At 69.9% G+C, this 6,340-nt stretch carries 6 protein-coding genes and 1 pseudogene; 4 read left to right on the plus strand and 3 right to left on the minus strand.

Translation table 11 applies throughout. The features are described from left to right. Positions 1-469: hypothetical protein (locus AB0E67_RS29650; RefSeq protein ID WP_362032243.1), on the minus strand; the 469-nt coding region annotated here is incomplete at its 3' end. 698 nt (positions 470-1,167) lie between these two features. On the opposite strand from AB0E67_RS29650, the gene AB0E67_RS29655 reads away from it, so the two are divergent. Together AB0E67_RS29655 and AB0E67_RS29660 are read left to right on the plus strand one after the other, a co-directional pair. Then, positions 1,168-1,671 (plus strand): DUF485 domain-containing protein, encoded by a 504-nt coding sequence (locus tag AB0E67_RS29655; protein ID WP_362032246.1) that lies wholly within the window; start codon positions 1,168-1,170, stop codon positions 1,669-1,671. A 26-nt stretch (positions 1,672-1,697) separates the two neighbouring features. Further along, positions 1,698-3,287: a cation acetate symporter gene (locus AB0E67_RS29660; RefSeq protein ID WP_362032392.1), complete on the plus strand. Its 1,590-nt coding sequence runs from the start codon at positions 1,698-1,700 to the stop codon at positions 3,285-3,287. Positions 3,288-3,393: 106 nt separating this feature from the next. On the opposite strand, the gene AB0E67_RS29665 is transcribed toward AB0E67_RS29660, so the two are convergent. Continuing rightward, positions 3,394-3,915 carry an ATP-binding protein gene (locus AB0E67_RS29665; protein WP_362032249.1) on the minus strand — a complete coding sequence of 174 codons (522 nt, stop codon included), beginning with the start codon at positions 3,913-3,915 and terminating at the stop codon, positions 3,394-3,396. A 149-nt stretch (positions 3,916-4,064) separates the two neighbouring features. Between AB0E67_RS29665 and AB0E67_RS29670 the strand changes: the two are divergent. Both AB0E67_RS29670 and AB0E67_RS29675 read left to right on the plus strand, forming a co-directional pair. Further along, positions 4,065-4,800 (plus strand): annotated as a pseudogene (locus AB0E67_RS29670) (helix-turn-helix transcriptional regulator); the annotation flags it as partial. A gap of 82 nt (positions 4,801-4,882) precedes the next feature. After that, positions 4,883-5,110: a DUF397 domain-containing protein gene (locus AB0E67_RS29675; RefSeq protein WP_362032252.1), complete on the plus strand. Its 228-nt coding sequence runs from the start codon at positions 4,883-4,885 to the stop codon at positions 5,108-5,110. Between the two features lie 147 nt (positions 5,111-5,257). Here AB0E67_RS29675 and AB0E67_RS29680 read toward each other — a convergent pair whose 3' ends face one another. Next, the gene (locus tag AB0E67_RS29680) at positions 5,258-6,223 is read right to left on the minus strand and encodes a cellulose-binding protein (protein ID WP_362032254.1); all 966 of its coding nucleotides are present in this window, start codon (positions 6,221-6,223) and stop codon (positions 5,258-5,260) included. Positions 6,224-6,340: the final 117 nt, after the last annotated feature.

Consider the following 6,340-nt stretch of genomic DNA (forward strand, 5'->3'; position numbering starts at 1 on the left):
CGGGAACGTCCCGCTTCGCGGGACGTTCCCGAAAACCAGCGCCACCCCAGGGAACCGACCTGACAGGGTTGACGAAACAGATAGGGGCACCCCCCTGCCCGATCCGGATGATCGAGCCGGGCGGCATGACGGTCGACCCGTTAGAGACCACCCCGTACAGATAGTTGTCCGCCGTGTTGTAGCTGATGGAGTTGTAGTTGAGGCCGGCTCTGGCCGTCCCCTCAGGCTGGAAGGTCACGCCCCCGGAGGCGCCGGTGATCGCCTTGTAGAGGCGAGTGGGTATCTCCTGACCGACGAAGACCGTCGGGTCGGCCGGGTCGAACGGGTCACCGGCCGCCGCGTACGAGGCGGGGGCGGTGAACAGCGGGGCCGCGGCGGCGCTGAAACCTGTCAGCATCGCCATGACGACGAGTCCGGTGAGCGAGCGGCGTCTTCTGTGCCGCCCCCGGCGTGCGGGCTTGATGGCCATTCAGAATCCTCCCGGCTTCCGCCTCGGTCCGGAACGTCTGTCCCCGTGCGCACCCGTCGTCGTACCGGGTCTCGCATCCCCGCGCGCCCCGGGGCGGGACGACGGCCACCAGGACCCGCCTCCCCCGGGTCCGCTCGTCGCGGCACGCAACCGCCTCAGTCCGACCATTCCCGGCTGCCCCTCCGCATGAGACATCCAGCAATTCACTCCGTCAGATTGCCCCAGATACCACACATGTGACGGTATGGGCATCTAAACCTAAGAAGGGAGCAAAGCACCTAACTAGCCATTCCGCATTAGTTGTCTTTTTTGGACAAACGCGCCGCCTTTGCCGTATGGAGAGGTGATCGCTGGTCACACGACCGGCTGAGGGCTGTCCAAGACGTGGGCGCACTCATACGGAGGACCCGGACGGCAGGTCACGGAGCCCTCCCGAAATCACCAGGGAATACGCCTCCGGCAGCACACGGGGAGGGCACCCCGGCGACATCCTGGCAACACCCGGAGAACACCCCCGAAGGCAGCACTCCCGAACGACCGCACTCAACTGCGCTAATTACCCCGGCAGTTCGAGCCAAGGTCTCCCCAAGCCCGCATACCGGCGAGTAATGTTCACGCTTCCGAACAGCATTCCCCCACCCCGCACTCCTGCCTTGCCGTCCAGCCAGGAACCGAGCAACCCAAGGAGCAGCACCCCGATGTCGCACGGAAACCCCCCGCCCCCGTCCCCCTACTCCTCCTGGCCCGGACGGTCGCAGCAGCTGCCTCGAGGACACCAGCCTCCGCCCCCGCAGCAGGCCGACTACCTGCTGCCCTGGCAGCGCTCGCACCCCTTGCCGCCGCTGGCACCGTCGCCCGGAACCGCCACGTCCGAGTCACCCTCCACCCGGACACCCGGCCACACGCCCGACCACCCGCCCACCCGTCACGGCGATCTGCGCCGGCTGCGCACCTCGTACCGTTCGCTCAGACGCGTCGCGGCGCTGACCGCACTGGGCTACTTCATCGTCTTCCTGCTGCTCTCCGGCTTCGCCAAGGACCGGATGCAACAGCCCCTGTTCGGCGGCCTCAACCTCGGTCTGGTGCTCGCGCTCGGCCAACTGCCCGTCGCGCTGCTCGCCGTCGTCCGGTACGAACGGACCGCCCGGCGCACGGTCGACCCGCTCGCCGCCCGGCTCCGCAGAGGAGGAGCGGACCGGTGAACGGATTCGACGACTCCGCCCGGTCGATGTCGCTGGTGGCCTTCATGGCCGTCGGCACCATCGCCCTGCTGCTCTGCGTGATGTCCGGCCCCGACCGCGACGACCTCGAAGAGTTCTACGCCGGCTCCCGCGGCCTCTCCCCGCGCCGCGCCGGCTTCGCGCTCGCGGGCGACTACCTGTCCGCCGCAACCGTCCTCGGCACCACCGGCATCATCGCCCTCACCGGCTACGACGGGATGATCCTCGCCCTGAGCATCACCCTCTCGCTCGTCCTGCTGATGTTCCTGCTGGCCGAACCGCTGCGCAACGTCGGCGGGTTCACCATGGGCGACCTGTTCGTACGCCGCGCGCCCGGCGGCGCCGTCCGCATCACCGCCTGCGCCACCACCATCGCCGCGCTCATCCCGATGATGGTCGTCCAGCTCGCCAGCAGCGGCGACCTGCTCGCCTTCATCCTTGGATTCGACAGCTCCCTGTTCCGCACCGGCGCCATCATCGGCCTCGGCGCCCTGATGATCGGCTACGCGGCGATCGGCGGCATGAAGGGCACCGCCCTGATCCAGATCGTGAAGACCGTGGTGCTGCTCGTCGCCTCGTTCACCATCGCCGTACTGATCATGAGCCGGTTCGACTGGGACACCGGCGCCCTGCTCTCGGCGGCCCGGCAGGGCAGCGGCGCGGGAGCCGCGTTCCTCGGCTCCGGGCTCCAGTTCGACGGGAGCGGACTCGACATGGTCAGCTCCGAACTGACCGTCGTGCTCGGCGCCGCCTGCCTGCCCCACGTCACCATGCGCCTGACGAGCGCCCCGTCCGCGCAGGCCGTACGCCGCACCATGTCCTGGGCCGTCTCCGTGGTGGCCGGGATCTGTCTGCTGCTCGTCGTGATCGGCTTCGGCACCGCCGCGTTCGTCGGCCACGAACGCATCACCGCCGCCGGGGCCTCCGGGAACAGCGCGATCCTCCAGGTGACCGGCGCGGTCGCGAGCGGCGGCCGGTTCGGAGCCCTGGTCGTCACGACGATGACGACGGCGATCTTCCTGACCCTGCTCGCCTCCGTCGCCGGAATGATCCTGGCCTGCGCCAACTCACTCGCGCACGACCTCTTCGCGCACGGACTGCGCGGGATGCGCGACCCCGCCAGGAAGCCGCTGCCGGGCCTCTCCGAGATGCGTACGGCACAGGTCTCCGCGACCGTCGTCGGGATCCTCGCCACCACCCTCGCCGTCGTGGCCCGACACTGGAACGTGCAGGCCCTGGCCACGCTCTCGTTCTGCGTCGGGGCGTCCGCCCTGGCCCCGGCCCTCATCTACAGCATGTTCTGGCGGCGCTTCACCCGCACCGGGCTGCTCAGCACCCTGATCGTCGGCACCGCCACCGTCCTGGTGCTGATCCCCGGCACCAACCTGGTCTCGGGCTCGCCCTCGTCGGTCTTCCCCGACCTCGACTTCAACTGGTACCCGTACACCACGACCGGGCTCGTCTCCGTCCCGGCCGGTTTCCTGGCCGGCTGGCTCGGCACGGTCCTCCCCCGCGGCACGGCACCCGCGGCTCGCCGCCTGTACCAGGGCGAGGAACCACGCATCCTGGCGGGCACAGCACCGGTGGACCGCACCTGAGAACGGGAGCGGAGTCCGCGGGCATCGGCCGCATCGACGTGCTCCCTGGCCCAAAGTCCGGGGAGCACGTCAACAGCAATCACCCTCTACTCGTCACGCGTTGCCTCTACTCGTCACCCGTTGGCATGGCAAGGAACTCCGCCCACACCGTCTTCCCCAGGGGAGCCCGGGGAGACGCCCCCCAGCGGGCGGCGAGCGCGTCGACGAGGACCAGGCCGCGTCCCGTGTCCTTGTCGTCGGCAGGCACGGAGACATCGACCGGCGGCAGCTCCGCGCAGGCGTCGGAGACCTCGACCCGGATCCGCCGGGCTCCCGTCTCGTACGCCATGCCCAGGAGGAAGTTGCGACCGCGGACCCGGCCGTGACACACCGCGTTCGCCGCCAGCTCGGCCACCACCAGAGCCACGGCGCAGGAGATCTCCGACGCCGGGGAGAACCCCCACTGCCCGAGGTGCCCCACCGCCTCCCGACGGGCGAGCCGGGCACCGCGGGCGGTGGACGGGAACTGCCGTGAGAAAAAGTGCCGTTGCAGGTGCGGATGCGTCACCTCCTCCGGGCCTTCCGGATACGGAACCCGGCCCGGCTCCCGCTGCGGCCCGTCGTCCGGCGCGGTCACTGCCTTGAGCATGGTGCGGCCCATCCCATTCCGTCGCTCCGCACCCGTCCCACAGAGTGCGGAAATCGTTACGTTCCGCAGTCAAGAATCGGCCCGCACGCATAGGCTCGGAAGGTGACACGGCATTACCTTCACGGCCGTAAGCAAGAAGAAGTGACGCCATGGCCAAAGGAATTGACCCCCAGGAATCCCTCGCCGCGTTGTTCGGTTGCCGGGTGCGCAAACTCCGTACGGCGGCCGGACTGACCCAGGCCGAACTCGGCAGGATGACGCACGTCGTCAGTACCCGGATCACACAGATCGAGCGGGCGTCCGGAGCCAGGCCGTCCCAGGAGCTGGCACAGGCCCTGGATGCCGCGCTGGTGGCGGACAACCTGCTGGTCGACCTGTGGCCGTACGTCTACCGGGAGGCGTGCCCGGACTGGGTGCAGGCGTTCATGACCCTCTCGGCACGGGCAACGGCAATCAGGCAGTACCTCGCACATGTCGTACCGGGCCTGCTCCAGACCGAGCCCTACGCGCGCGCTCCTGAGCGTCGGGCGCACGCTCAAGAGCGAAGAGCAGTTGGAGGAGCGGCTGTCGGCGCGCATGGTCCGCCAGGAGCGCCTGCGGAGTACCGACCGCCCCGAGCTGTGGGTGGTCCTCGACGAAGCCGTGCTGCGGCGGCCGGTGGGCGGCCCGGACGTCATGCGGGACCAACTGGCCCGTCTGCTGGCCACGGCCGAGGAACCCCACATCACCGTGCAGGTGCTGCCGTTCGCCCACGGCGAGCACGGTGTCCTGGGCGGTTCCCTGACCGTTCTGGACCTCCCCGACGGCACAGAAACCGCCTATACGGAAGGCGCGCACTACGGCCAGTTGATCGAGGATCCGGAGGAGGTCGGGCGCTTCGCGGTGACCTACGATCTCCTCCGGGCAGCGGCTCTGCCCCCTCACATGTCGCTCGACATGATCCGATCCGCGATGGAGGACAACCACCATGACGCGACCGTCGTTTCCCGATCCGACCGCCGTCGCCTGGCGCAAAAGCAGCTACAGCAATCAGGAAGGGGGCGACTGCGTCGAGGTGGCGGACGGACTCCCCGGAATCGTCCCCGTCCGTGACAGCAAGACAGCCGACGGACCGGCACTCACCTTCCCCGCACACTCCTGGACCTCGTTCATAGACGAGCTGAAGAAGGATCACCGCTTCCACCCCGGCCGGTAGCCGACGCGCCGGAATCTCCGTGGCATGCACCGATCCGCCCATCATCGGAACCGGGCCGGCCTTCCACCTCAGATGTCTGTCGGGTGACCTCGGGACGGGCAGCCACGCCCCGGCACACATGCTTCCGACCTCGGGTCACCCGACAGTTCAGCCCTCCGACTTCGCGCCGGGCCCCGTCCCCGTCTCCGCGTCCGACTCGGGCTCAGCCTCCGGCGCCTCCTCCGTCGGGTCCGGGACCACCCGACCGGTGAGCGCCGCGAGCGTGTTGCGCACATACGTCATGTGCGCGTGCAGCTCCTCGCGGGCCTCCTCGTGCTCCCGCAGAATCCGTTCCGTCTCCCGGACCACCCGCTCCTCGCGGATCCTGCCCTCCGCGATCAGCTCGGCCGCCCGCGCCTCGGCGTTCTCGTCGGTGTGTCGCGCGTCCTCCTCCGCCCGGGCCAGTTCCCGCCGCGCCTCGGCCAGCCCGGCCTCCGCCCGCTCGGTCAGCTCGTCGTGGCGTGCCGCCTGCGCCGCCTCGGCCTCGGCCACTTCGCCCTCGGCCGTCTTCCACCGCTCGGCGTGCTCCTGCTCCTGGTGCACGAGGACGCTCTCGGTACGACGGCGCGTCTCCTCCATCATGAACCGCGCCTGTTCCCGCGTCTCCTCGGCGTCCGTACGGGCCTCCGCGGCGATCCCCTCGGCCTCCGTACGGGCCGTGGCCAGCGTCTCCTCGGCGTACTCACCGGCCGCCGCGCGCATCGCCTCGGCATCCGTCCGCGCCGACCCGCGCACCGCCCGGCCCGCCTCGTCCGCCGCGTCCCGCAGCGCCTGCGCCTCCTCCTGCGCGGCGCTCCGCATGGACCCGGCCTCGCCCTCCGCGAGCGCCAGGATCCGCTGGGCGCGCTCGCCGAGCGAGGCGTAGTCCTGCGGGGCGAGCCCGGCGACCACCTCGCGCAGCCGGACCGCCTCGGCCGACAGCTCCTCCACCTGCGCCGTCAGCCGGGCCACCCGCTCCCGCGCCTCGTCCCGCTCGCCCGCCAGCCCGGCCAGAGCCCGGTCCACCTGCTCCGGACGGTAGCCGCGCCCCCGCACACCGACGAAGTCAAGTCCGGACCCCGGTGCAGAACTCATCCCTAAGCCTCTTTCCGACTCGCCGAACAGCAGCAACAGGTCAAGGATGCGGCAATTCGGCGCAGAAGTCGGAATCGATCAACGGCTTTTCGGAGGGAAGCGATGGGTTTCACAGCT

It is taken from the genome of Streptomyces sp. NPDC032161, from assembly GCF_040636995.1.
Lineage (GTDB): Bacteria > Actinomycetota > Actinomycetes > Streptomycetales > Streptomycetaceae > Streptomyces.